A 22,089-nucleotide genomic window follows, 5' to 3' on the forward strand; every position below is an offset into this window, starting at 1 on the left:
AAGCCACTAACCCTTTTCATGGATAGTTTCAATCCCTAGCTGTCTTATGTGCTGAAATGAAAGTTTGGTTTTGTCAATTGTTGAGATAAGGATGGCTACTTATGACTTTTGAGTATTTAACTATCTCTTCACAAGTTCCTCAAAATCTAGTTGTATAAATATCAATGAGGAGATCGGGTAGAAAGTAATTTTTTGGGAGTAACTCATCTGATAAATAATTAATAGTTGGAGTAATTTTAAGAATGTTTCATAAAATCTTGGTAGCAATCAATAATACTGAAATTGGTCAACAGGTTTTTCAAGAAGCCTTGTCTTTAGCAACAGCAAATAATGCGGAGTTGTTGTTGCTACATGTTATCTCACCTGTCGATGATGAAGAACTAAATTTTCCCAGCCCACAAGCAGATAGTATTTATGGAAGTTTTCATACTCATGGTGTGGAATACTATGTCAGACAATGGGAAGCTTTAAAGAAACATAGAATTGAGTTTTTGACATTGCTAACTAATCAAGCTATCGCCCAAAATATCAATGCAAGATTTATTCAGGAAATTGGCACTCCTAGCCGCTTGATTTGTGAAATTGCTCAGACTTGGAAAGCTGATTTAATTATTATTGGTCGTCGTGGTCTCACTGGAATAAATGAGTTGTTGCTGGGTAGCGTTAGTAATTACGTACTGCATCATGCTTCATGCTCAGTCTTAACTGTACAAGGAAAAACTCCTGTTACTCAAAAAACTTCTCAAGCTGCATAGAGCATTCCATCTATTTAAATAATTTATTAATCTTGAAAAAATCCACTTGGTTGATTAAGCTGAGTTCGACTTCGAGCTTCGACGTACCTTAATCACCAAAATTTTATGCAAAGCTATACTAAGCATGAATGTAAATCAATTAATTCAGCCAAAACCCACCTACTTTTCCATCCTTGAGGCTAAGTCTCGCTAATACATCATCATTACCATCTTTAAAGCTAAGTTTCCACAAATAAACTTGATATCCTTGCTGATTCAGCTTACCCAAAAAAACTGCCGAATACCCTTTCTTAAGACGAGGAGACAACTGCCCATTAACTTGTGTAAATATTTGCTTTGTAATAGCTTCTTTGAAGGCATCATTTCCTTGAGAAATAAACTTAGTATAATTGTTTTCTTCAATAGCACTTATCAGATTTAGAAAAGTTCTTTGTACAGATTGTTCTGGTTGGTTAGCTTGAGCTTGTTTTATTTGCACGTCTACAGCTTGCACACTTCTTGCTAAAGCTAAAGTCAAAGGTGAGATGGTAACAAGTACTGCAAGTGCCAATCCTATCCTATTCATTTATTATTCTCTTGAGGATTTCCTTGGTTAATATGTAAATGATAATAACTTAAATTAATAACGCTGTTTTTAAAGTAATTTATTTATATTTAAATTAACATAACTTTGCTTTTAGAGTCAGGCTCAGGAAAGTAAATAACTTATAGCAAAGTTGTTATTGGTTATCGATTTTATTTACGAGTATCGCTCTTAGGTACGCCGGATTTTCTAAACATTATTTGCTGAATTAAACTAGTAGCGATCGCTTCAGGAGGCAAAATTTCAACTGCTGCATTTAGCTGAACTGCTGCTTTGGGCATTCCATATACAACAGAGCTTTTTTCATCCTGAGCAATTGTATGCCATCCCCGCGATCGCAAAAGGCTAAGTCCCTGGGCACCATCTTGCCCCATTCCAGTCAGTAACACGGCGGTTCCTTTAGCATTCCAGTATTGGGCAAGACTTTTGAAAAATACGTCTACCGATGGGCGGTAGGGGTAATCAATGGGTTCTTTTGTGTAGTGTAAGGTTAAGTCAGAATGAAGACTGAGGTGATCGTTCGTGCCTGCAACTAACACGATTCCTTTCTCGAAGCGATCGCCTACCGTTGCTAATTGCACGGTTAAAGCAGTTTGTTGATTCAACCAATCAACCAGCCCGGCAGAAAACTGCATATCCACATGTTGAACGATCGCAATTGCAGCCCCAAAGTTTGCTGGAAGGCGGGAGAGAATGGCTGCTAAGGCTTTAGGACCACCTGTTGAGGAGCCGATCGCCACTAGGGGAGGAAGTAGGGTGGAGTGTGTGGAGAATGAAGTGAGTTTTGCAGTTTGGGGTTTAGGAGTTGAGGTTGGAGATGATTTGCCAATAAGCTTGGCGATCGTCGCAATTTTTGTTAATAATAGTTGGGCAGAATCCGAGCTTTCCTGAGTTCCTAAGATAGGAACATTCACTGCATCGCGGGCACCGTATCCCATCGCCTCAAACACTTTTCCGGCATTCTTGCTGACACTTGCGGTAACAATGATAATGGCACAGGGAGACTGTTTCATAATCTGGCGGGTAGCTTCCACACCGTCCATGACTGGCATGAACAAATCCATCAGAATTAAGTCAGGAGTGTCTCTGGCGCAACGGGCAACCGCTTCTGTACCATCTCGCGCAATCCATGAGATTTCGTGACCTGGAACCGTCAGAAGCACCCGTTTGAGTGCTTCTACTGCCATAGCCGTATCGTTGACGATCGCAATTCTCATTACAAGTCCAGACTTATTATCCGAATCGTGGATATATCCACTGTAGATGTTTCTACAGGAAAATTAGAGCTTTTAACCTACTCTTAATCCTTAGACTTCTTGCAGAAGTGGGGTAAAGGAAAGGGTAAAGGGTAAGGGGTAAAAGGGAAAGGGATAGAATTTCCCCAAACCCAGTAACCTTTACCATGCACCCCAACATCTTGGCATTTGTTACTTTTGCAAGATGTCTCTTAGCTAGCTCTGCTGAAATAGCTATTGTCCAATCAGATCGACGATGGCGTTAACTAATGTGTCGTCGTGGAAGCTGCTTTTGGTGATGTAATAATCAGCCCCAGCTTCCATACCCTGGATGCGATCGTCTTCGCGATCGCGATATGACACAATAATGACCGGCAGCGAATGTAATGTGGGATGCTCTTTAATTTGTTTGACAAGTTCAATGCCATTCATCCGAGGCATATCAATGTCGCTGAGGATCAAATCATAGGAATTGCTGCGAATAGCTGTCCAGGCATCCATGCCATTTACGGCAACATCAACATCGTAGCCCCGATTTTGCAGTAGTTTACGGGTCATTTCGCGCACGGTAATGGAATCATCCACAACTAAAAGGCGTTTGCGGCTAGATACCTTTTTTGCTTTGTTAACATCAACGGGTCTTAATTGACCACTATTAAGCATATTGTCAATCGATCGCACTAAATCGGAAACATCCACAATTAACACAGGTGAACCATCGTCCATTAGGGCAGAGGCACTAATATCTCGAACTTTACCCAAACGCGGGTCAAGAGGGCGCACCACCAAATCCCGTTCGCCCAAAAACTGGTCTACCAATAAACCGTAAGCGTTGGATTGGTCACTGATGACAACGACACAGAGTGCATCGGTAGCGGATGGAGTTTCTGGCAAGTCTAGAATGTGGGAAGCAGCAATTAAGCCAATATTTCGACCATCCTTAGTGAAATATTGGCGACCTTCCACAACATAGATATCAGATTTGTTGAGTTTGACGATCTGATCTACCCGTGCTAGAGGAAAGGCGTATGGTTCAGCAGAAATCTCGACAATCAGCGTCCTGACAACCGAAAGCGTGAGGGGAAGCTGAAAGTAGAAACTGGTGCCCTTTCGGAATTGAGATGTGGCCCGGATCGTCCCTCCAACCTCTTGCACCATGCTCTTAACAATATCTAATCCCACACCCCGCCCGGAAATTTCAGTTACTTGCTTAGTGGTAGAAAATCCCGGTAGAAACAGAAATTCAATGATTTCAGCCTCTGTGAGTTGAGCAGCCGTTTCGGGTGAAGCTAAATTGCACTCAACAATATGTTGACGGATGAAATCGGGATCAATCCCTCTACCATCATCAGAAACACTAATGGCCAACATACCGCCGCGATGAAAGGCTTCCAGGCGAACAGTACCCTCGATCGGTTTACCTGCTAATTCTCGCTCATCTAGCGGTTCAATTCCATGATCGATCGCATTGCGAATCATGTGAGTCAGGGGTGCTTCCAGTTTTTTGAGAATATCGCGATCGACCGGGGTTGACTGACCGACAATCTCTAACTTGACTTGCTTATTCAAGCGTCGGCAGAGGTCACGAAGCATTCGCGGAAAACCTTGTACCCCATCAGCAAAGGGACGCATGTGAGAAGCAATCACTTCCCGGTAGAGGCGATCGCTTAAATTCGTCGTGCGACGGGCATAAAGTTCCAATTCCCCCAGGCGATCGCCCAGAATTTCTCGGCATTCTTGGGCTTTACGTCGAGCAGTATCTAAAACTTGCAGACTCTCAGAACTAGTTGGAGTGTTCGCTAAGGTAGTATGAATGGTTTCTAGCAGTCGAGAAAGTTCTGATTGACGAGACTTGAGCGCTGTAAAGGAATCAGCAAAAGGTTGCAGCCAATTTGCCTCAACCAGTGATTCACCCGCCAACCCCATAATCCGGTTCAAATTCTCGGCGGTGACGCGCACTACTCGGTCAGTTGGCGTTGCAATTGCTTCAAAGGTTACATTCTCTTGGCGAACACTTTGACTTAGTGCCGAGTTGCGATCCACCGTCACTAAAGATGATAATCGACGCTCACTAAAATCTGAAGGCAGCAAAGCAGCGATCGCTAAACAGGAACTCTCAAATTCTCCCACTTTCTCGGCTAGCCAGGCAACTAACTCTCCTCCAGCGACCTGACTGAGTGCCTGCAATAAGTCAACGCTTTGCAGTAACACATCAATCTGGTCTGAACCTAATGTAATAATTTGGTTTTGTGCTGCTACAAAACAATCTTCCATCCAGTGTGCCAGGTTAATGATGACATCAAGAGAAATAATTCGAGCGGCACCTTTAATCGAATGTGCTGCCCGCATTAGCGCTTCTAATGCCTCATCAGATTGGGATTTGGCTTCCAGAATTAGTAGACTCTGGCTCAGGATAGCAACCTGCGTCTCAACTTCCTGGCGAAATAGCTCCAGCATGGAATCATCGCTCATGGTCACGTCGCTTCGCTCCGAATTAAAAATTAAAAATTAAAAATACCTATAAATAAATTTAGGGGCTTGTATATGAGTCTTTTCCGTCAAAAAACCTTGTGATTCAGAGTGTAGAACAATAGTTCGGAGTTCAAAAAATTCAGCTTTTTGTCTTGCCAGGTAACGATCCCTTTGGTGTAGGCTTCCGATGCTTTGGAAATGACAACCGGAGCATCTTTGAACTCGTTGATGTGAAAGCGGTAAGTTCCATGAACCTCATCCACCGGAAAAACCCACTTGTTTTCATTTCTGCCTGCAACAATCATGCGTTGCGGATTAATCGTATTAGAGAAATCTGTTGATTCTACAACAGGCTCTAGACCGAGTAAGTCTCTGAGAGAAATACAGAGCAGCGTTTCACCGCGAATGTTGATCAACCCCAAAAATACAGAATTACTGCGGTGAGGGACGGTATGAATGGCGTAAGGGGGCGTTACCTCTTGGAGGATGTTGACAGGCAATGCTAACCGTTCGTTACCGAGACGAAAAATGATTACAGAAAGGGTATCTGTGGCGCGAACTAACGTCCCTTCGCCAACTCCGACCTGCTGGGTTGATGCTTCAGATAAGATATCCGTCCATTCTTGGAGATACTCAGGTGGAGCGTTTCTCTCTAACAAGCTGCGTCCGGCGGCGGAGTAAACTTTGCAGTTGCGGCAGTGAATAACGGTCTTCAGTTCGCCACAAGTGCGATCGCCCATCACCCCAATCTGATTCCAGCAATCATTCAGTGTTGGATGGTCAAATTCCGAGTCATCTCCCACACCTACCGTATTTAAATAACTTTCCATTAGGCAATTTCTCAATTTTAAAGTAGATAGACATAATCAAACGTCAAATAAAAACCAATGCAATCAGCCGACTGAACAGCTTTTCCACCTACTCCCTGCCTCACTTCGACTACGCTCAGTGACCACCTGCCCCCTGCCGACGCTCGCGGACTCGCTACCGCTTCGCTATCCTACCTCCTGCCTCCTGCCCCCTACCTTCTGCCTCCTGCCTCCTACCCCCTACCTCAAATTTCTATGCCATCACTTTGAATCGAGCAATCTCTCTTTTTAAGCTATGAGTAGCTTCATCAAGCTGTTCTAAGGCATGATTGGTTTCTCGCAGCGAGCCTGCTGTCTGCTGAGATGCTTGACTCAGATGTTCCATCGCTTCGCTAATTTGCTGCGCTCCCTGAGATTGTTCATCTACGCTCTGACTCACCTGCTCAAAGCGTGGGGTCAATCCCTGCACCTGCTGAATAACTTGGGCAATTTGTTCGCTAATTCTGTCTACATCTTCGACGCTGTGAACTACAGACTTTGTAAACTTATCCATCTCTGTTACGCCGATAGAAACTGCTGATTGCATCTCCTTAATCATTTGCTCAATTTCTAAAGTTGCAACAGCAGTCTGATCGGCTAATCGGCGAATTTCCCGCGCCACAACTGCAAAGCCTGCACCGTATTCTCCGGCTCTTTCGGCTTCTAATGCTGCATTGAGCGAAAGTAAATTGGTTTGGTCTGCCACAACTGTAATGGTTGTAACCACTCGGCTGATATTGTTGGCTCGTACATGCATGACTTCCAACTTGGAGGAAATAACCTGAGTAGCTGCTAACAACTGATGCATTACAGAATCAATGTGGTTGAGATTGTCTTTACTGTTGCCTGCTGCCACTGTCGTCTGTTCAGCCATTGCTGCAACATATTCCATTGTTTTTACCAATTCCCTTGATGTTGCTGCAATTTGATGAGCCGTTGCAGTTACTTCATTGGTAGAAGCAACTTGTTCTGTAACCGTTGCTTCCAGATTTCTTCCAGATGCTGTAATTTGGTCGGCTGAATTGGTAATTTGATTACCTGACTGTTGAATGCGATTGACTAGGGCATTCAGGTCTTTATTCATGGTGTAAAAAGCATTCTGCAATTGACCGACTTCATCTTGCTGATCGGCGAGTGAAATTTCGCTCGTTAAGTCCCCGGCAGAAATCTTTTGGGCAATGTCAACTACCCCGGCAATCTTGGCTCCCAGAGGTCTAGCGATCGTGTTGCTAAAGAAAATTCCAAATAAGATGGCAGTTCCCGGGCCAATCAGGATTGCTACAAATGCCCAAAATCCCACTTGGGAAACGTCTTTTGCCGATACGTGTTCTGTTTCGGCTGCCAAATCCTCATTCATTTTCAACACCTCTAAAAACGCAACGGTTGCGGCTGTAAAGGGTTGACGGTTGGCCTCAACTTGTTTCTCTAGCTCCTTGTGGGCTGCGATCGCCAGATTAGCATTCCCCGCTGTATTTTCAAATAGATTGAAAACTCCTAAGCTCTCGAAGCGGAGATTACGTCTCAAAAACTCTTCATGGGCATCCTTCCACGCATCCCATTTATTCAAAAAGTCTTTGTATGCCTGCTTTTCAGCGTTCAATTTAGGAGTTGCTTCATACTGTTGAAACCCCTCCTGAATTTGCTTCCAGGCGTTATCCATGCGATCGATTTCTGTTTGCCGCCCATCTTTACTTAGATTGACATCCAGCAAACCCCGTTCTGACGATTCAATTTGGGTTTGTCCGGCGTTGATTTTCCACAAGCCGGAGATGCTGGGCACGCTATTGTTGGCTAGGGTGTCGATGTGTTTACTCAAGCGAGAACTGCCACTCAGACCCACCAACGCCACAATCAGCACCAAAATACCCATGAAGATGAACGCAAAGATGAGGCGTGCCTGCATGGATTGATTTTTGAACATATCAGGTTTCCTCTTCTAAGCTTCTGTTCTAAGACTGGACTGCAAGCGCTGGATTCGTTGTTGAATAATTTTTGCCCCTACTGTATCACCTTGATGTTCCTTCAACAAAGCGAGATGAACTAACGCTTGATATGAGGTTGGCTCTAGGTAGATAGCGCGTTGAAAACATTGCTCTGCTTGGTGATTCTGCTGGTCAGCCTGATACAGCGCTCCCAAAATAAGATAAGCAGCTGCACTGGTTGGATGATGAATTAGGTATGACTTACAAAGCGTGATTGCTTCTGGCGATCGCCCTTCATCCGCTAGCTTTTTCACCGTTTGTAAATCAACAGATGGCGTTGATTCAGAGCTTGAACGGTTTGAACTTGCAGATATATTAGATTCTTTGATTTGCTGAGTATCGATCGCAGAGTAATTTTTCACTCCTAAAGATTGCTTGACAGGGTTTTGAAGAGTTGCTGATTGAAATTGAGTAATATTGAGTAATTCCAATTTTGGAAGCGGTGGTTCTGACTTGCGATAAGCAAATGTGAAAGGCTTACGGGTAGAGGTATACTGGTCTGCGACAATTTTTGCAGTTTCAGACGCTCCCACAAACAGTAACCCTCCTGGTCTAAGTAGGCGATCGATCGCTGCTAACACCTGTGAGCAAGCTTCTGATTGCAGGTATATCAACAAGTTGCGGCAAAAGATGATGTCGTATTGCTTTTGAGTCAGCGCCAGAGAAGTCATAACATTCCCCTGCTGAAAATTGACTAACTCACGAACAGATTGGCATAGTTCGTAACCTTCGGCCGTTTGCTGAAAGTAACGCTCTCGCTCTGTCCAAGCGTCGCCGCGAAAGGAGTTTTTGGTGTAGACTCCGCGCTTTGCCTTTGCTAGGGATCGATGACTAATGTCGATCGCATCGATCGCAAACTGTTTTGGATGCAGACCAGCTTCTAGTAGAGCGATCGCCATTGAGTAAGGTTCTTCGCCAGTAGAGCATGGAACACTCAGCAGTTGCAGTATATTGCGGTTTGGCAAAAGCCGCCATTGGTCAGTGACGTAGGTTTTTAGGTAGTCAAACGGCTTACCATCTCGGAAAAACCAGGTCTCTGGCACGATAAGTAGTTCAATCAGCTCCTCTAATTCTAAAGTGGAGGTTTGTAACCGCACCCAATAGCTCTCCATGTCAGGCAATTTACAGCCGAGGCGACGATTCTCGACAGCTCTGGCAATCCGGTTGGAGCCAAGTGTATCGGGATCTAAGCCTATGGCTTGGTTTAGCAATGTTGCGATCGCAGATAATACCATCTGTCAGCCTATGCAGTTTTAAACCGAGCAATTTCTAATCGCAATCCATTTGCTGCCCCATCAAGTTGCCCGACAGCACTATTCGTCTCCCGTAAAGCTTCCACTGTCTGCTGAGATGCTTGACTTAGTTGCCCCATCGCTTCACTAATCTGTTGCGCTCCCTGAGATTGCTCTTCAACGCTTTGACTTACCTGCTCAAAGCGTGGGGTCAATCCTTGCACCTGATGAATGACCTGAGCAATCTGATCGCTAATCTTACTGACATCCGCAACGCTATCAACAACAGATTTATTAAACTTATCCATTTCCATCACTCCGGTAGAAACGGCTGATTGCATCTCCTTAATCATCTGGGCAATTTCCAGAGTGGCGACGGCGGTTTGGTCAGCCAATCGGCGGATCTCCCGTGCTACAACTGCAAAGCCTGCTCCGTATTCTCCAGCCTTTTCTGCCTCGATCGCAGCATTTAGCGACAGCAGGTTAGTCTGGTCGGCAACCTTATTAATGGTTGTCACAACACTATTAATATTGTTTGCCTTTTCATTCATCACCCCAAGCTTGGTAGCAATGGAGGTGGTTGCATCCGAGAGATGACGCATCACCGTTTCCATGCGATTTAAGTCATTTTGACTTGCACCGGCAGAGGTTGCTGTAGACTGTGCCATCAGCGCCACCTGATCCATCACTTTCACCAGCCCTTTTGAGGTGGCGGCAATCTGCTGCGAGGTTGCACTCACTTCATTGGTTGAAGCAAGTTGTTCTGCAACGGTGGCTTCCAATTCTTTACCAGCTGCCGCAATCTGAGTCGCGGAGGTACTAATTTGCACTCCAGACTGTTGCATCTGGAAAATCAGCGAATTCAGATTTTTGGACATATAGTGAAAGGCAGTCAGCAATTGGCCAATTTCGCTGCCATCATTGCTTGGCTCAATTGTTTGCTGTAAATCTCCATCAGCAATCTGTTCTGCTGCTTGCACCACCTTTGGCAACTGTCGGCGAATGGGCAAAGCAACCCACAAGGCGACCGCCACGGTTGTCAGCAGCGTCAACAGCGTTCCTAGAATAATTATCAGAGTCGCCAAATTCTTAGCTTGGTCGCCCTGTTGCAGATTTTCATTGAGTCGATTCTCAAGAATTTTCAGGGTACGAGTGCGGGCTACTTCCAGTTTGGCGACTCGGGGGATTAAAATTTCCTGCTTTGCCTCATCCAGCTTATTGGCATCGACTAGGGGATAAACACCTGCCGCAACGCGATCGTAGTCATTACCAATCTCGATCATTTCGTTGATGGCTTCTTGAGCTTGGGGATCGACAGTGTTTGCCAAGTCCTGCTTATTTTGAAGCATTGATTCTTTGGCTTTATCATAAGTCCCGCGATAGTACTGGTCTTTAGGATAAAGAGCATATCCGCGGATACTAGCAATAATCCGAGAGACATCATAAGCAAACTCATCTGTATCCCTGATGTTCTCAGCGATTTGCTTCGAGTGTTCCTGCAATTTGATTAAATGAGCAGTGCTTGAATACAGGATGGCTCCCAGTACGATCAAAAAAAGAATAGGAATCGAAAAGCCCAGTATTAAACGGTTGATAATTTTGTTCAATATATTCTCCACTAATAAATTATTTTGGTTATACTTCTTCACCCATCAGCAAATAAGTATGTCGCTCATCGCTGAATAGTCTCTCCAATTGCACACATTGAATAATCCGCTGTTCATCGACAATCGTACCGCTTAAATAAGGCGCTTCCTCAGCCCGAATGCTCGAATCCCGAATCTTTGAATCTGATATAGTTAGTGTTTCTGTCACTCGCTCTGCCATCAGCCCTAAATATTGCAGCGATTCGTTTTGGTGGGGATGTTTGACGATAATGATCCGGGTACTGAGGTGCGATCGACTGGGTGTCCCTTGAATCAAATGACATAGATCGATCGCGGGCAAAATCGTTCCTCGGTAGTTAAATAAACCAGGTACGTATTCCGGTACATGGTGTACTTTTCTGAGACTAACTCGCGGAATAATCTCAACGATGTGAGAACTCTCGATCGCGTAGAGGTCTTTCCCAGCGTAGAAGAGTAAAATTAGCACTTTTAATGATAAGTTCTCATTGAATAGGACAAACACAAAGAAGAGGCAGCGCTTTGCACTACATCTTCTTCTGAGTTTTAATTTAAGAGCTTTGAGCGCTTGCTCTGGCCAATAAAACACCGATTTGGATACCAATCATTCCAGCGATCGCACTGCCAACAAAATAAATTAACAGCGTTGTAATATCGCCCTTATCTAAGAAACCTTTTGATTCCAAACCATAGGTTGAAAAAGTGGTATATGCACCACAGAAGCCTGTTGTCGTCATTAGACGAAGTTCCGGCGAGATGATGCGAAGATTCTCGGTTGCTAGAGTCAAAATATAAGCAATTATTAAACAGCCAGTCACGTTAATAGTGAATGTGCCGTAAAAGCCAAAATCTTTGCCAAAAATAGCTTTTGCCAATTCGGTTCCATAAAAACGACTTAATGCTCCAAAAATTGCCCCGATCGCCACAGCTAGGGGATAACGTCCTGTTAAAAGATTCATTTTTTTTACCTAAAAACGTGTATGGTTTTTCGTAAAGACCTTTTTCAAAGTTGCTTTCAGGTATATCCCAACCTTATTTTATGAATTGAGGAAATTACTTCACGAAAAGCTTGGCGATCGCTGCTCCTAAAATCACCGCTCCCAAACCGAGAATTGCACTCCCTGCCCAATAAAAGACCGTCGCAGTCTTTTGTTTGCTACGCCATAGGGTTAGAGTATCAAAGCCATAGGTTGAAAATGTGGTGTAAGAACCTAAAAATCCAGTTCTAATCAGTAAATCCAATTCCTTGGGATAGCCTGTAATTCCTTTAGAAATCGTGAAAAAGAAACCCATCGCTAAACATCCAGTCAAATTAATGGCAAATGTTGCGTAGGGAAATTTTGCCCCCAATTTAGCTTTTGTCCATTCTGTGATGTAAAACCGAGACAGCGCACCAGGAACTGCACCTGTCGCAATTGAGAGAATATTAGTTAGGTCTGACACTAGTTTTGTATCTCTCTGCGATCAATTTTTGAGTTGTCTTGCATATACTCTTTGAAAAGTCTCAGTTAAAAAATCATTGGAATAAATTATACAAGCCTGGATTTCAGATTTACAATAAATATATGTAATGATCGCCAGGCAAGCTAAGACATAAAACACAGAAAGTAAGTAAGTGGGCGTAAGGATTTGTAGTTGCAATCGAGTATGAGGTAGGAAGCAGGAAGCCCAATGGAAGAGGGTTTTTGTGTAGTGCATCTTTCTTTACGTAGTTTAGTTTAATTATGCTGACTTACTGAGAAGCGATCGCTATATTTGCAGAGATGGTGTGTTGATTAGCCCACAATCGCCGCATGAGCAATGACAACTATATTCAGAACAACAAATGAGCCAGAAAGAATTGGAACAGCAATGCGGCGCATTAAATACCGTGAGGACTGCTCCTTCTCTGATTCACTGAGAAATCGAGTGTAGACCAGCAGAATGGCTGTTATGAAGATGTAAATGATGGCGATGATGTGGATAAAATCAATCAGGGTGACAGAATTGCTACTACCCAAATCTGATGTCGCTGTTTGCATATTCACTAGAACTGCAAACAAAGTACCTACAAAGATGCCCATGCGATCGCCAAAATCTTCATCGAGCAGCAATGCCAATATTGAGAGTGCAACAGCCGCATAAACTCCTATAGAAAGCTTAAAGAAGCTAACTTTGCTCTTGCGGTTGATGGTAATTGAGACCACTAAGCGCGATCGGTAACTGGGTTGTCCCTTTATCCCTGGGCTACCAAAGTGTGTTTTATAAGGAAAATTCACTTGAAAAATTTTAAAGTTTGTAATTTCCCAATCTTCCAAATCTATATCCTGCTGATAGTCTGAACTAGCAAAATCTGGGACATGAACGAAACTGGAAGCATCTAATTTCGCTTCCTCAAGGGGAATTTCCAGTTTATGGCGATCGAATGGATAATTTTTGGTGTCCCAGTTGTGATAAAAAGTTGCCTTAATCTCCTGTTCGGACACGAACACGTATTTACTTGCCTTAAATGTATCCGACAGATTTTCGCTTCGAGAAAAACTGTTGTAATTCGTGCTAACTTCTTTGCTGTTAATCACCTTCAGGCTTTCTAAGGGTTTTGGAGTTTCAAAAGGACAAAGGCTCCAGACCCAGAAGTTTGCAGAAAACGACTTCTCTGCTGGATTAAAATCTCGCAAGGATGTTAAGTAAACTCCAATTTGACAAGTTTTCGGAGATGTAACAGCCTCTGCCTGACAGGGCAAAGTTTGAAAAAGCCAGCAGCTAAAAGCGGCGAGAAGCAAGCCACCAATTAGATGTACTCTCTTAATAACTGCTCTAATAGCAGGATGATGCAGTTTATAAACATCTTCCCTCACTCATCAACTCCCTGGTTAAGTAACCTCTAAGCAAACGATTATTGCAGAAAGATCGTTAATTACCTATCAACCTGCGATCGCTGCATGAGAGATAACAATCGCGTTGCGAACAATAAACGAAATTGTAAAAGCCCGAAACAAAAGCCGACGATCTAGCCACATTGCCTGCTTTGCTTGCCCTGCTTCTGTTGTTAATCGTGAAGAGACAGTTGCAAGAGCTGCGGCAAAGATGTAAACGATCGCGACAATGTGAATTTGATCGACCAGTGTCAGGCTCTCCGTGCGTCCTAAAACCGATTCTGGTGCCCGCATATTAACCAATGCTGAAAATAAACAACCCACCAGTAAACTCGTCCGGGCGCTAACTAAACTTGGTTGTCCAGTCTCGTAGAAGAAAGACAGCATCGCCACGGCGAAAGCGACGTACACCCCAGTAGTCAGCTTAAAGAAGCTCATATATTTGACTCGCTGGATTGGGATCGAAACTATCAAGCGAGAATAGACCCCTTTTTGATCGACCAGTTCTGGGTCGCCAAAAGTTGTTTGGTAGGCAACCTTCTCTTCTTCAAGGGTAAAGTTTGTAATCTTCCATCCTCCTAGTTTCATATCACGCTGATAACCGGAGTTCTTAAAATCAGGTGTATAAACAAACCCGGAGGCATCTTGAATGGCTTCTTCTAAAGAAATTTTTAGAGTGTGGCGATCGAACGGATAGTTCTGAACATCCCAGTTCTGATTCAAAACGGCGCTAATGTCTCGTTGAGACCAATAAACCTCTCCCTTTGTGAAAAAGGAACCAGAACGATTTTTTTATCAAGCGTACTGTCAGAAATTCCCTCAGACTCTAAAGAATCAATAATCTCCATACTCTCTAGAGGCTTCAAGGCTTTGTCAGGGCAAACACTCCATACCCGAAAATCAACCCTAAATGATTTGTCCGCAAACTTAAAGTTTCGTAAAGACGTAATGTAAATCCCTACTCGGCAGGTCTGGGGAGATTTAACGGGTTCTGCCAAAACAGATGGAACTTCTGTAAACGACCATGCACCTATGACCAGGATCGAGACAGCAACAAATTTACAAGCCCTTGAGTACAAAATCATGACCCTGCTGGAGAGTAAGCTGTAATATACAGTAGCAGTTTAAAGCCTGTAATCAATGTGTTTAGTGATATGCGCTGTCATAGATAAAACTAGACGACTCAGTATTAGCCTACGATGATAGCATGAGCGATCGCAATTACATTAAACACGATAAAAGAGAGGGTAAATAGCCTAAAAAAAACGCGGCGATCGAGCCAAATTGCTTGCTTTTTTTTACCGCTTTCAGAAGTTAGTCGAGAGTAAACTGACACAACACCAGTACCAAAAACATAGAGAATGGTGGCAATATGAATCTGATCTACTAGGGTTAAATCTTCAGTGCGACCTAAAACAGATTCCTGTACCCGCATATTCAGTAAGGTTGCAAACAATGCACCGATATAGATTGCCCTTCTAGGGCTTGCTAGACTCGTCTGATCGGAGTCATAGAAGAAAGATAGCATAGCGACTGCAAAGGCAATGTAAACACCAATGGTCAGCTTTAAAAAACTGAAAAATTTAACCCGTTTAATGCCAATTGAAATTACCAGCCGCGAGTAGCTGTCCTGCGGTGAAACCAAATCTGGGTCGCCAAAGGTAGTTTCATAAGGAACCTTTTGTTCTACAATTTTGAAACTAGTAATTTGCCAACTGTCCAAATCCATATTTCGCTGGTATCCGGAGTTGTCAAAGTCAGGCGTGTAAACAAACTGCGAAGAATTTTTGGTTGTTTCCTCAAGTGCGATCGTTAAGGTGTGCCGATCAAAGGGAAAATTACTAACATTCCAACTCTGATACAAAGTTGCTCGGATCTTACGCCCTGACCAATAAACATTTTCTTTCGGATAAAACCATTTCGGTAGATCCTTTCGCTGTAAAGTACTGTCATAAGCTGCTTTGAAATACTTGTAGTCTTCAACATTTAGAAACTTCATACTTTTTAGAGGCTGTAAATCCTTAAAGGGACAGACACTCCACAAATAGAAATCTGTACTAAATTTTTTTTCCGCTAAATTCAAGTCACGCAGAGATGCAACATAAACCCCAGTCCTACAGGTTTGAGGGGATAGAACCGTTTCTGCGGAAACCTCAGATACTTCAACAAATAACCAGACAATTATAATCAAGGTCAGACTAATAAATACTCTACAACTTTTTAGAAGAATAGACAAAAATTTTACAAGCATAAAGTGATTTGAGATAGGCTTTAGCAACATACAAATTTAACTCATAAGTGATTTTGGAAAACCTTTTATAAGGATGTAATTCAACATTGAGTACCATAATTGGAATTAAATTTAACACCTTGTCTAGTAAAAAGTGATTTGGAAAATAAATAAGTATACAAATGGGAAATACTACTCTATTATCTTCCACCCTATAGCCTACTTTTAGAAATAGCGATTGCTTTCGTAATCTGGCAACAAATGTATGACCATGTTCGCCAACAAATCACTTATATGAATTTTAGATTCAGATGAACAGCTTTTGGAAAGTTTAGTTTACTAACATAAGTAAGCAGTTTTTTATTATAAATGCCAAGCGCAATATTTTTTACCCACCCAACAGATATTTCACCTCTGCTAACCAAATTACAAATCACCCCATTCCAGAACACCTTGAAAGGGCTAGTTTTGGAGTTAACATTAACCTATTGGTGCAGTTACAAAAAGTAGATATGACATGAGTAGTAAAACATCCAAGGTCGGTGTAATTGGTGCAGGGAACGTGGGTGCAGATGTAGCAAATGCTTTAGTGCTACTCCGTAAATGTGTAACAGTCGTTCTTTTTGACCGAACCTTATCAAAAGCTGAGGGACAAGCATGGGATATTGAAGACAGCATTCCTCTACTTGAAGAGATGGAGATTATAGCATCAAACAAGTATGAGGATTTAGCTGATTCTGATGTGATTGTCGTGACTGTTGGGGTGCAACAGAAACTTGGACAGACCCGATTAGATAATAAAAAGACATATCATAAGAATCTTAAATCGATGCGCTATTTAATCAGATAGTCTCAAGTTAGATATTTGGGTAGTCCTATCGATAGGTTGGAGCGGTTTTGTTATCCTAATGTTGGTTCTTATAGGTAATTGCAAAATCACTATATGCTATATAGTGTCAATCAAAGCCTTACAAATACATATTAAATCTGTCAAGCCTGGAAATGAAATCTTATTCTATCTGAAATTTTAAAGGTTATTCCAACTTCATCAGTTAATCTGAAGGTGGATATAGGGTTAGTCCTATAGATAGATTAAATAGTGTTAATTCCTAGTTGAGAATATTTCAGCAAGAAAAAAGCCCCTACGGTGTACTTATAGGGGCTAAAAATTAAATGAGATGTTGTAGTTTGAATAAATTTTAAATGAAGTACCGAACCAATCTGTTATCCCCAAGATAGATGTTTGATTATTTTTATAGATAGATTGAAGCAGTTTTAACAATAAGTAAACTTAAACATTTAAGGTAAATGATTAGCATTTTCTAATAAAATATGTAAAATATTTAATTAAAATCATTCGTTTCTAGTTTTAAATAGTAATAAAAATTTTCACATCCCTATATAACTTCCAAAATTATTACCTTCATTATTGATGTTAGTTTAGACATGCCTTCTAAAATTCTTAGTGAGCCGATGATAATAATCTTTATCTCATAGCGGTCATATTTGCTTAGTTCAAAATGATATTGCTCTTTATCTAATTTTATCTTTGTGTAATGTCTTATCTGAAGTGGTAAGCATCACCACACCAAGAAGGGTAAATTGGACGTTAAATTTTAGAAATGATGGAATTAGAACTGCTGACAGTGAGCAAAATAAACTTATAACCAAAACTGTCGATAGTCTTCGACATACTGCCGTATAGTTAGAGGTGAACGATTGAGCAATTGCTCAGTATCAGATGTAATGTTGCCTGCCAATCCTAACCGAGCCGTAGTGTAGATTACTAGCATTACTAAAATAAAGTCTATTGGCAACCCCGATAAGCGCATTTGTCGAATAAACTTTAGCAGAGAAGGATTATAGCGTATCGGTTTACCTAAAATCGATGTGAAAATGTTTGCTACTTCGTAATAGGTTAAGGCTTCTGCACCCGTAAGTGAATATGCTCTTCCCTGATGCTCATCTTCAAGTAAAGTACGAACTGCAACGGCAGCAATATCTCGTACATCAATGAAACTTGTTTTCCCATTACCAGCTGGAAGAAGCAATTCACCACGAACTTTGATATCTTCTCTGTGTGTGGTATTAAGATTTTGCATAAAAAAGCTGCACCGTAAAAAGGTGGCTTTAATACCCAATTGGTTTATATAACGTTCAATTTGAGAGTGTGGCACAAAAGGGTTACGTTCGGCTCCCAGTATTGAAAGAAATACGATATGCTCAACGCCTGCAAGTTTTGCAGCATTTAAGGCTGGGGCAATTTGTTTACGAATATTAGCAAGGGCAGGCGGACGCACTAAAAAAAGTTTATTGACTTGAAAAAAAGCATAATCAAAGGTGTCAGGATTGGTAAAGTCGAAGGGGATGGTTTGGATATTGCTGCCTAAGAGGTGTTGAGCGCTGTTTGGATTTCTAACTGCGGCGCAGACATTACAATCGTGGGATTGCAGTAAGCGAAGAACTTCTTGACCGACGTTTCCAGTTGCACCTGTCACTAAAATTTTCAGCATAATCAGCTATTACTGTTACTCATTAATAACACCGTTATAATTAATAATTTTTAATATGATAATATCAATTAAGACAGCAAGACCTAAAGCTATGCAAAAATAATTAATGCCTTGAAATAATTATAGCCAAGCCCAAATAAACAAGGATCCATTTGCCAGTACATCTAAAACTGGATTGATTTTTCAACTTGTAAGAATTAGAGTAACGCAAGTAAACTGGTTACTACAGGCTTCCAAAGAATACAGTATTCAATAGAAAGTCCCTGCTAATAATATTGTAAAGGGTGGAGAGTCAGGAATGCAAACAGCAGCCCTGACTTCCGTGTTTTATTCACACTTAAGAAAGAAGCTACAAATCATTTTTTATTAGATAATAATTTTATTGGCTTTACTTAGAGAAATTGATAAAAGTGTGAAAATGGCAAATTTAACTGACTTTAAATTGTTTGCTCCTCGCAACAAAGGAGCAGCTTTAATTGGGTCTTTTTCGGATTGGAAAGAAATTCCAATGTCTAAAAGTGAAGATGGTTATTTTCGCACTAAAATCAAACTGGAAGACGGCGTTTATCAATATAAATTTCGCATTCAAACTAAAAGTCCAAATTTTGCACCTGATGAATGGATCGATGTCATTGATCCTAAAGCAACAGAAGTTAATGAAACAGAAAAATATGGCATAGTTCGTATTCAAGATGGGCAACGCATTGTTGATAGTTACTTTTGGCAACACGATGAAATGCCGTTGCCTGATAACCGGGAATTAGTCATATATGAAATGCACGTTGCTGATTTTACTGGTGATGAAGTTGATTCTAACGAGCGAGGCAAATATCTAGGGATAATTGCTAAGTTAGATTATCTTTGCGAACTGGGAATTAATGCAATTGAATTAATGCCAGTTAATGAGTACCCTGGTGATTATAGCTGGGGCTATAAAGTTCGCCACTTCTTTGCTACAGAATCTAGTTACGGTTCAACAGAAGATTTAAAGCGATTGATTGACGAGTGTCATGGTAGAGGTATTCGCGTCTTTATGGATGGAATTTATAACCACACAGATGAAGAATGCCCATTAATACTAATTGACCGCAATTACTGGTACTACGAACATAAACATTATCCTGAAGACCCAGCTAATTACTGGGGGCCAGAGTTTAACTATGATTTTTACGACAAAAACTTAAATATTCAACCTGCATGGGAATACATCGGCGATGTGGTAAGGTTTTGGATTCAGGAATATCACATTGATGGAATTCGCTTTGATGCAGTACGGCAATTGGCTAACTTTGAATTTCTCAACTGGCTGACTAAGCAAGCGAAAAACCATGCTGCACCCAAGCAGTTTTACAACATTGCTGAACACATTCCCGATACAAACACTGTAGTCAAGCCAGATGGGCCATTAGATGCTTGTTGGCATGAGAGCTTTCGCTACTTTTTAGTTCCATATATTTGTGGAAAATCATTTGAATTAGAACAACTCAAGCAAATTTTAGACCCCAAACAGCAGGGTTATGCGATCGCTACCAATGTGATAAATTATTTGGCAACCCACGATCGCGAACGTCTATTACGAGAATTAGGCAATTGCGGCATCTTTGACGCAGCCGCATTTGAACGAGCCAAGTTAGCAGCTGTTTTGTTAATGACAGCGATGGGTATACCGATGCTGTGGATGGCAGAAGAGTTTGGCGAATACCAGCAAAAAAGTGAAGATGTGACTAAGCCGCAGAAAATTACTTGGTCTTTGTTGTTAGACGACCAAAATTATGATTTATTTGAGTATTATCAAAAGCTGATTACTCTACGCCAGCAAACTCCAGCTTTGCAAAGTGACAATATTAAGTTTTTCTACGAAAATGCAGATGATAAAGTGTTGGCTTACAGCCGTTGGGATGAGCAAAATTCTCATGTCGTCGTTGTGGTAAATTTTTCCGATCGGAGTCTAAATCAATATAAAATTTCCGACTTCCCAACTACTGAAGATTGGCGAGATTGGGTTGGTAATCGGGAAGTGAAATCTGGAGAAGATGGTTTAGTCACTGACTTGCCAAGCTATACAGCTAAAATATTTGTTTTGCAAACATGAGGAACCATAAGTGGCAATACTGCTAAAGTCTCCTTTATGGTATTTATCGCCAGCTTGAATATAGAAGTCGTCTGCTTTCATTGCGGTTGCTGTATCGCTCTTTGACTAAATAGCTTTAGTCTCATCATTAATGCCTGGCTTACCAACAAAACAGCAATATATGTTACTGAAATATTAAGACCTAATTGGGAACAAGGTCTAAGCGCTTGTTTTTCATAAAGTTGAATGCTGAGTCTATTAATACTCTGCTTTAATAGTTAATAATATTTTAAACTAGGTATTACCTACTTTTTATGTTTATATAACTATAATACACATAACTTAAGTATTTATACATATAATGAAAAATTCATTTACCAAAACAGCAGGATTGCTTCGTCAAAATTTGCAAAAGTATTTGCGATCGCTTAACAATTGGTTTTTCGATACACCAGAAAGGGCACTCTTAGAAGCTCAACAAGCCGCTCAGAGAATTAAAAACATCGAAATAGAACATTTTGAAGGTAAAAAAATATCTTCAGAATCAGTAAAATATACTGAAACTGCAATGTCTTATTGGCAAGTCTACCTTGATAAAAACTTAACTATTATCAAGTTCAGGCTGGCAGAATTTCAACTTAGTCGGGGAATTGTCAATATCTCTAATTCTGTTTTATTAGAAAAGCTGAAGGTGATTGATGAAGTTGTAGAGAAATATGCTATCAAAGATGAACTGATTAGTAACAGCGAGTTATTGTCAAATAATGAACCACTAAAAATTAATCAGAGTGAAATCAATAAACAACCAGACTCATCTAATATAAAACGCCTGCCTCCAAATCAAAAAACTAGAGTTTTGCCTGGGTCTATTGGCAGAACTATTAATAGAATCAAAGGAGATTTTTCACCACAAGGAGAAGAAGAATTTGTCAGAAATTACCGGATTTCTAAAAATAGAACCAGGATTGGTCTAAGATTTTTACTCACTTTAATTATTGTGCCACTTTTGACTCAAATTTTATCTAAACAATTCTTAGTAATTCCTATACTAGAAACGACTAGAAGCGAGAAAACATATCAAATTTTCATTAATTCTGATATGGAAAAAGAAGCTCTCCATGAATTCTCTAATTTTCAACAAAATTTGAGATTTGAATCTTTATTAAATCATGCACCAGAACTTTCGTCAGAGGTAATTAGAGAAAAAATAAAGGACAAAGCAATTGAGATAGCTGAAGAATTTCATCTAAAAACTAATAGTTCTGTTAGTAATGTTTTTGCTGATTTGATATCATTAATTTCTTTTAGTATAATTATCGCTTTTAGCAAAAAAGAAATTGTGATTGTAAAGTCTTTTATAGATACTATAGTTTATGGATTGAGCGATAGTGCTAAGGCTTTTATAATTATTCTTTTTACAGATATATTCGTAGGATTCCACTCACCAGATGGGTGGGAGGTTCTTCTAGAAGGATTTGCAGAACATTTAGGTTTGCCAGCCAGTAGAAATGCAATATTTTTATTTATTGCAACATTTCCTGTAATTTTAAACACTATCTTTAAGTACTGGATATTCCGTTATCTGAGTCGCTTATCTCCGTCGGCATTAGCTACATTAAAAGAGATGGACGAGTAATTTATAATTCATAATTATATTATTTTGACGCATTTTTCTGATGATTCGCTAG

18 protein-coding genes are annotated in these 22,089 nt (G+C 41.0%); 4 read left to right on the plus strand and 14 right to left on the minus strand.

The window, feature by feature from the left end:
* The first annotated feature begins 242 nt into the window (after positions 1 to 242).
* Complete coding sequence (locus NPUN_RS01255; protein ID WP_012407055.1) at positions 243 to 755, plus strand: universal stress protein; 513 nt, start codon at positions 243 to 245, stop codon at positions 753 to 755.
* A gap of 139 nt (positions 756 to 894) precedes the next feature.
* Here the strand turns inward: NPUN_RS01255 and NPUN_RS38485 are convergent, their stop codons facing one another.
* The 13 genes from NPUN_RS38485 to NPUN_RS01325 form a co-directional block, all read right to left on the minus strand.
* Entirely contained in the window at positions 895 to 1,320 is a 426-nt protein-coding gene (locus NPUN_RS38485) for a hypothetical protein (protein WP_012407056.1), read from the minus strand.
* Between the two features lie 170 nt (positions 1,321 to 1,490).
* Positions 1,491 to 2,555: a chemotaxis response regulator protein-glutamate methylesterase gene (gene cheB, locus NPUN_RS01265; protein WP_012407057.1), complete on the minus strand. Its 1,065-nt coding sequence runs from the start codon at positions 2,553 to 2,555 to the stop codon at positions 1,491 to 1,493.
* Between the two features lie 252 nt (positions 2,556 to 2,807).
* Positions 2,808 to 5,045 carry a hybrid sensor histidine kinase/response regulator gene (locus NPUN_RS01270; protein ID WP_202947547.1) on the minus strand — a complete coding sequence of 746 codons (2,238 nt, stop codon included), beginning with the start codon at positions 5,043 to 5,045 and terminating at the stop codon, positions 2,808 to 2,810.
* A gap of 86 nt (positions 5,046 to 5,131) precedes the next feature.
* Positions 5,132 to 5,533, minus strand: a complete 402-nt coding sequence (locus NPUN_RS44640; RefSeq protein ID WP_419788450.1) for a chemotaxis protein CheW — start codon at positions 5,531 to 5,533, stop codon at positions 5,132 to 5,134.
* 574 nt (positions 5,534 to 6,107) lie between these two features.
* Positions 6,108 to 7,814 (minus strand): methyl-accepting chemotaxis protein, encoded by a 1,707-nt coding sequence (locus NPUN_RS01280; RefSeq protein WP_012407060.1) that lies wholly within the window; start codon positions 7,812 to 7,814, stop codon positions 6,108 to 6,110.
* 15 nt (positions 7,815 to 7,829) lie between these two features.
* Complete coding sequence (locus NPUN_RS01285; RefSeq protein WP_012407061.1) at positions 7,830 to 9,110, minus strand: CheR family methyltransferase; 1,281 nt, start codon at positions 9,108 to 9,110, stop codon at positions 7,830 to 7,832.
* A gap of 8 nt (positions 9,111 to 9,118) precedes the next feature.
* Entirely contained in the window at positions 9,119 to 10,714 is a 1,596-nt protein-coding gene (locus tag NPUN_RS01290) for a methyl-accepting chemotaxis protein (RefSeq protein WP_012407062.1), read from the minus strand.
* A 28-nt stretch (positions 10,715 to 10,742) separates the two neighbouring features.
* The gene (locus NPUN_RS01295; RefSeq protein WP_041565834.1) at positions 10,743 to 11,201 is read right to left on the minus strand and encodes a chemotaxis protein CheW; all 459 of its coding nucleotides are present in this window, start codon (positions 11,199 to 11,201) and stop codon (positions 10,743 to 10,745) included.
* An 82-nt stretch (positions 11,202 to 11,283) separates the two neighbouring features.
* Positions 11,284 to 11,691: a fluoride efflux transporter CrcB gene (gene crcB / locus NPUN_RS01300; protein ID WP_012407064.1), complete on the minus strand. Its 408-nt coding sequence runs from the start codon at positions 11,689 to 11,691 to the stop codon at positions 11,284 to 11,286.
* Positions 11,692 to 11,785: 94 nt separating this feature from the next.
* Positions 11,786 to 12,175: a fluoride efflux transporter CrcB gene (gene crcB, locus NPUN_RS01305; protein ID WP_012407065.1), complete on the minus strand. Its 390-nt coding sequence runs from the start codon at positions 12,173 to 12,175 to the stop codon at positions 11,786 to 11,788.
* 332 nt (positions 12,176 to 12,507) lie between these two features.
* Entirely contained in the window at positions 12,508 to 13,569 is a 1,062-nt protein-coding gene (locus NPUN_RS01310) for a ligand-gated ion channel (protein WP_012407066.1), read from the minus strand.
* A gap of 66 nt (positions 13,570 to 13,635) precedes the next feature.
* Positions 13,636 to 14,310 (minus strand): ligand-gated ion channel, encoded by a 675-nt coding sequence (locus tag NPUN_RS01315; RefSeq protein WP_012407067.1) that lies wholly within the window; start codon positions 14,308 to 14,310, stop codon positions 13,636 to 13,638.
* Positions 14,311 to 14,776: 466 nt separating this feature from the next.
* On the minus strand, positions 14,777 to 15,778 hold the full coding sequence (locus NPUN_RS01325; protein WP_167315556.1) for a ligand-gated ion channel: 1,002 nt from the start codon (positions 15,776 to 15,778) through the stop codon (positions 14,777 to 14,779).
* 556 nt (positions 15,779 to 16,334) lie between these two features.
* Here NPUN_RS01325 and NPUN_RS01330 point away from each other — a divergent pair.
* Entirely contained in the window at positions 16,335 to 16,667 is a 333-nt protein-coding gene (locus NPUN_RS01330) for a lactate/malate family dehydrogenase (RefSeq protein ID WP_041565118.1), read from the plus strand.
* Positions 16,668 to 17,478: 811 nt separating this feature from the next.
* Here NPUN_RS01330 and NPUN_RS01335 read toward each other — a convergent pair.
* On the minus strand, positions 17,479 to 18,330 hold the full coding sequence (locus NPUN_RS01335; RefSeq protein WP_012407069.1) for an SDR family oxidoreductase: 852 nt from the start codon (positions 18,328 to 18,330) through the stop codon (positions 17,479 to 17,481).
* Positions 18,331 to 18,748: 418 nt separating this feature from the next.
* Here NPUN_RS01335 and NPUN_RS01340 point away from each other — a divergent pair, with 418 nt between their 5' ends.
* Both NPUN_RS01340 and NPUN_RS01345 read left to right on the plus strand, forming a co-directional pair.
* Complete coding sequence (locus NPUN_RS01340) at positions 18,749 to 20,422, plus strand: alpha-amylase family glycosyl hydrolase (RefSeq protein ID WP_012407070.1); 1,674 nt, start codon at positions 18,749 to 18,751, stop codon at positions 20,420 to 20,422.
* A gap of 340 nt (positions 20,423 to 20,762) precedes the next feature.
* Positions 20,763 to 22,037, plus strand: a complete 1,275-nt coding sequence (locus NPUN_RS01345; protein ID WP_012407071.1) for a proton extrusion protein PcxA — start codon at positions 20,763 to 20,765, stop codon at positions 22,035 to 22,037.
* The last annotated feature ends 52 nt before the right edge of the window (positions 22,038 to 22,089 follow it).

Source organism: Nostoc punctiforme PCC 73102 (assembly GCF_000020025.1).
Taxonomy (GTDB): Bacteria; Cyanobacteriota; Cyanobacteriia; order Cyanobacteriales; family Nostocaceae; genus Nostoc; species Nostoc punctiforme.

What these genes read in the sequence shown, in the direction of transcription:
- NPUN_RS01255 (WP_012407055.1), top strand. Translation starts at nt 243, where the DNA reads ATGTTTCATAAAATCTTGGTAGCAATCAATAATACTGAAATTGGTCAA.
- NPUN_RS38485 (WP_012407056.1), bottom strand. Translation starts at nt 1,320, where the DNA reads ATGAATAGGATAGGATTGGCACTTGCAGTACTTGTTACCATCTCACCT.
- cheB (WP_012407057.1), bottom strand. Translation starts at nt 2,555, where the DNA reads ATGAGAATTGCGATCGTCAACGATACGGCTATGGCAGTAGAAGCACTC.
- NPUN_RS01270 (WP_202947547.1), bottom strand. Translation starts at nt 5,045, where the DNA reads ATGAGCGATGATTCCATGCTGGAGCTATTTCGCCAGGAAGTTGAGACG.
- NPUN_RS01280 (WP_012407060.1), bottom strand. Translation starts at nt 7,814, where the DNA reads ATGTTCAAAAATCAATCCATGCAGGCACGCCTCATCTTTGCGTTCATC.
- NPUN_RS01285 (WP_012407061.1), bottom strand. Translation starts at nt 9,110, where the DNA reads ATGGTATTATCTGCGATCGCAACATTGCTAAACCAAGCCATAGGCTTA.
- crcB (WP_012407064.1), bottom strand. Translation starts at nt 11,691, where the DNA reads ATGAATCTTTTAACAGGACGTTATCCCCTAGCTGTGGCGATCGGGGCA.
- NPUN_RS01330 (WP_041565118.1), top strand. Translation starts at nt 16,335, where the DNA reads ATGAGTAGTAAAACATCCAAGGTCGGTGTAATTGGTGCAGGGAACGTG.
- NPUN_RS01335 (WP_012407069.1), bottom strand. Translation starts at nt 18,330, where the DNA reads ATGCTGAAAATTTTAGTGACAGGTGCAACTGGAAACGTCGGTCAAGAA.
- NPUN_RS01340 (WP_012407070.1), top strand. Translation starts at nt 18,749, where the DNA reads ATGGCAAATTTAACTGACTTTAAATTGTTTGCTCCTCGCAACAAAGGA.
- NPUN_RS01345 (WP_012407071.1), top strand. Translation starts at nt 20,763, where the DNA reads ATGAAAAATTCATTTACCAAAACAGCAGGATTGCTTCGTCAAAATTTG.